This is a genomic window from Methanobrevibacter sp. (assembly GCF_045220775.1).
In the GTDB taxonomy this organism is placed as follows: Archaea; Methanobacteriota; Methanobacteria; order Methanobacteriales; family Methanobacteriaceae; genus Methanocatella.
The window spans coordinates 1-3,363 of record NZ_JBGUWC010000073.1; the positions used below are offsets into that span (position 1 = coordinate 1).

Sequence of the window (3,363 nt, forward strand, 5' to 3'; positions counted from 1 at the left end):
TTGATTTGTTCTAGTGGTACTCCTTTATGTAGTAAGTCACTGGCGAAGTATTTTCTGAATTTATGTGGGTGTGCTTTTACTCCTACGCTTCTTCCGAGTTCACGGACTATTCTTTCAACCCCATTCACTAGTAAACGTTTATGTGTCCTGCCGGTGAATAGGCTTGCTTCATTATCGGTTCTTGTTTCCAGATAGTTTTGTAAAGCTATTTTCGCTTTACTGTTGAAGTATGCTTCTCTTTGTTTGGAACCTTTACCATGCACTACTATACTGTTTTCATTGAAGTTGATGTCGCTGCGGTTTAAACCAACTAATTCATTAACACGTATACCACTTGATAATAATAATTCGAAGATAGCTATGTTTCTTAGTTTAACCATTTTCTGGTAATCTGTAGTTGCTTGTTTTTGCAGTAATGCTCCTCGCATTTTTTCAATTTCATCTGGTGTGTAAGGTAATTTGATTTTCTTTTTATGACGGATCTTGTTGATTCCGATTAATGGATTGGACATTATGTATCCTTCATCACAGAACCATTGGAATGTAGTGTTCAGTACACGACGTTTATTATCAAGTGTCCTGTTACTACAGGTTCCCAGCTTCTGATTAAAGCTAAGGTAATCTCTTACATCTTCTGTGGTTATGTTTAATATGCTTTTTTGTATGAATTCGAAAAATTTAGTATCTTCTAATTCATAGTAAGCTATTGTCCTTGGACTGCAACCTTCTAAAGATTTAGCTTCAAGGAATCTGTTTAATAATTCCCTGTTAATATGGTTGACATCCATGCTTTCTTCATTATCATCGGATACGACGATTTCATATTTCTTTAATACTTCAAGTATAGTGTCATTTAATCGTATTAATGCTTTACCATCAATGAATACTTTACATTTATTGATGATATTATCGTTTAATGTTTGTTGAATGTTTTTTTGTGGTTGATTATATCCACCAACCACTCCAATTCCAGTATTTAATCCTACTGTATTAGCTAGTAAATTACTCATAAAAACTCAAAACTCCTCAATTTGTGTATTTTTGATGATTCAATTTAACAGCGTTCTGCTCCACCTCAACATACAGCATGGTCGTGGAGATGTTGTCATGGCCTAAGACTTTCTGAACCTGATCTATAGGCATACCTCTTTTAATTAACTTTGATGCAACCGTTCTTCTGAAGCGGTGCGGATGTACATTTTCTACTCTGGATTTTTTACTTAATTCTCTCATACGGCGTTCAATACCATTATGCATAATCCTTGGAGGTTCACGTACTCCTTGTTTATTCACTCGTGTATGTGTAGCTACGAATAATGCAGGATTATTATCCGTACGGGTGTTTAAATATTTTTTCAAATGGACTTTAGCAGCATCATTCAAATAACATATTCTTTCCTTGTTTCCTTTCTCAGTTACTTTAAAAGTCATGCTATTGAAATCTAAATCATTCCTGTTCAAATTAACTAATCCGCCTAATCGTATACCACTGCATAATAAGACTTCGAATATTGCTCTGGTTAATAGGTCTTCTTCAGGAATAGCTAATCTCATCACTTCAATTTCCTCATCAGAGAATGGTTTTTTAACTTTTTTCTCATATTTAATAGGGCTGATACGAGTCATTGGATTTTTATAAATATATCCATTATCACTCATTGTATTAAAGAAGCTATTCAGGGATTTACGATAATTATCAATTGTCCGGTTACTGGCGTCGTTAATGTTTTGAGCGTATTGTAGGTATTGTCTGATGTCATCGGTGGTGATATCATTGTAATGTTTGCCTAGGTATTCGAACATTTTCCATATTTCGTAATCGTATTTGTCAAGGGTTCTTTTTGATAATCCTTCTATTCTTTTCATGTTTATGAATTCATTTAATACGAAGCGGTTCTCTGATTCTATATCGTAGTGTAGGCCTTCCCGTTTTTTGGTGAATGTTACTTTGTTGAATTCATCGTTTAATACTTTGTTTAGTTCGTATAGTTGTGTGCCGTTTAGGTATTTTTCCATTCGGGACAATATTTCGTCGGTTGCTTGTTTTTGAGCGTCCATGTTAATATAATCGATAGCTGTACTCATAAAAAATAACCTCATCTCATCAAATTCTTTGGGTAAAATAATGATAAAACTAAAAGCATATCTTTAGTTTATATGCTAATATATGTAAAAACAAGTATATAAAACTAATAGTTTTAAACTTAAAAAAATAATAAAAAAAAGAAATCAATACACTTCTATACAACCCCATAGAAAAATCATACCAACAAAGATATTCAAAGATTTTCTATAATTTCTAATACACCTCTATTGAATTGAATAGAAAAAAGATGACGATAAACTTTCTAAAGAATTTCTATTACAACCAAAGTTAGCGAATAGAAAAAAGATGGCAAGAAACTTTGTAAAGATTTTCTATTACCTCATATACTGTTGAATAGAAAATAGATCATCAAAAAGATTTCAAAGATTTTCTATTAAAAAAATTCCAATGAATAGAAAAAAGATGACGATAAACTTTTCAAAGATTTTCTATTAAACAAAAAAAAGAATCATAGAAAATCTCAAGCAAGAAACATTGCAAAGATTTTCTATTAAATCGAATACAATTCTATTAAAAACAATACAAAAAAGATAGCTATAAAAGTTTTCAAAGATTTCCTATTCAATCCTCTAGATATTGTTTCACTTCTATTCCTAAAGGAGTTAACCTGTATAATCGGCCTTTACGTGCTTCCTCATTAATACATTCAATAAGATTATTATCCTTTAACTCCCTTAATGTCTTTGATATATGGTTCTGTATTATATCAGTATCCCTAGCTATTTCTTTTGGTATTTTCACTTCTCCAGGTTCTAAAGTATTCATTACTTTTACACGATAATTGGATATCTTCACATAGGATCCTTTTATTAATATATCATCATCCATCATTTTAGTTTCACCCCTCATCTAATTTGTCTTGTATGTATTTTAAAGTATACTCTAAGAATGAATCATAATCTAATATTTGATTTTCTTCACATTTAGATTCTACCCATCTTCTTATTATATAGTAATCACTTACTCTTGCAGAGATTACATTATCCCTCAAAATAACTCACCCCCATACTTTTTCAAGTATCTCACGAAACCTTTTATTATAAATCTCAAAATCAGGGAGTTCTCGTTGTTTTCCTTGTGGCGTGCGAGTTACCTGTAACCAAGTATAAATCCAATGACTTAAATTCCTGATAGCTCTTTCACTTAACCTGTTTAGTTTACAGTTGCTGCGGTAATAATCAATGCAGGTGTGCATATCTTCTAATAATTGTTCGCCGAGTAAATCTTTATCCTCGAAGATGTTTAATAGCTTATCT

Annotated in this window: 5 protein-coding genes; all 5 read right to left on the bottom strand. The window is 31.7% G+C overall.

Annotation, left to right across the window (positions count from 1 at the left end):
• Positions 1 to 1,010 (bottom strand): tyrosine-type recombinase/integrase (locus ACJROP_RS04350; RefSeq protein WP_406534270.1); only part of this gene is annotated, 1,010 nt, incomplete at its 3' end.
• 16 nt (positions 1,011 to 1,026) lie between these two features.
• Positions 1,027 to 2,085: a tyrosine-type recombinase/integrase gene (locus tag ACJROP_RS04355; RefSeq protein ID WP_406534271.1), complete on the bottom strand. Its 1,059-nt coding sequence runs from the start codon at positions 2,083 to 2,085 to the stop codon at positions 1,027 to 1,029.
• A gap of 583 nt (positions 2,086 to 2,668) precedes the next feature.
• The gene (locus ACJROP_RS04360) at positions 2,669 to 2,938 is read right to left on the bottom strand and encodes a transcriptional regulator (protein ID WP_406534272.1); all 270 of its coding nucleotides are present in this window, start codon (positions 2,936 to 2,938) and stop codon (positions 2,669 to 2,671) included.
• 7 nt (positions 2,939 to 2,945) lie between these two features.
• Positions 2,946 to 3,098, bottom strand: a complete 153-nt coding sequence (locus tag ACJROP_RS04365) for a hypothetical protein (RefSeq protein ID WP_406534273.1) — start codon at positions 3,096 to 3,098, stop codon at positions 2,946 to 2,948.
• A gap of 6 nt (positions 3,099 to 3,104) precedes the next feature.
• On the bottom strand, positions 3,105 to 3,363 hold a 259-nt coding region (locus ACJROP_RS04370; RefSeq protein ID WP_406534274.1), incomplete at its 5' end, for a hypothetical protein.

What these genes read in the sequence shown, in the direction of transcription:
- ACJROP_RS04355 (WP_406534271.1), bottom strand. Translation starts at nt 2,085, where the DNA reads ATGAGTACAGCTATCGATTATATTAACATGGACGCTCAAAAACAAGCA.
- ACJROP_RS04360 (WP_406534272.1), bottom strand. Translation starts at nt 2,938, where the DNA reads ATGATGGATGATGATATATTAATAAAAGGATCCTATGTGAAGATATCC.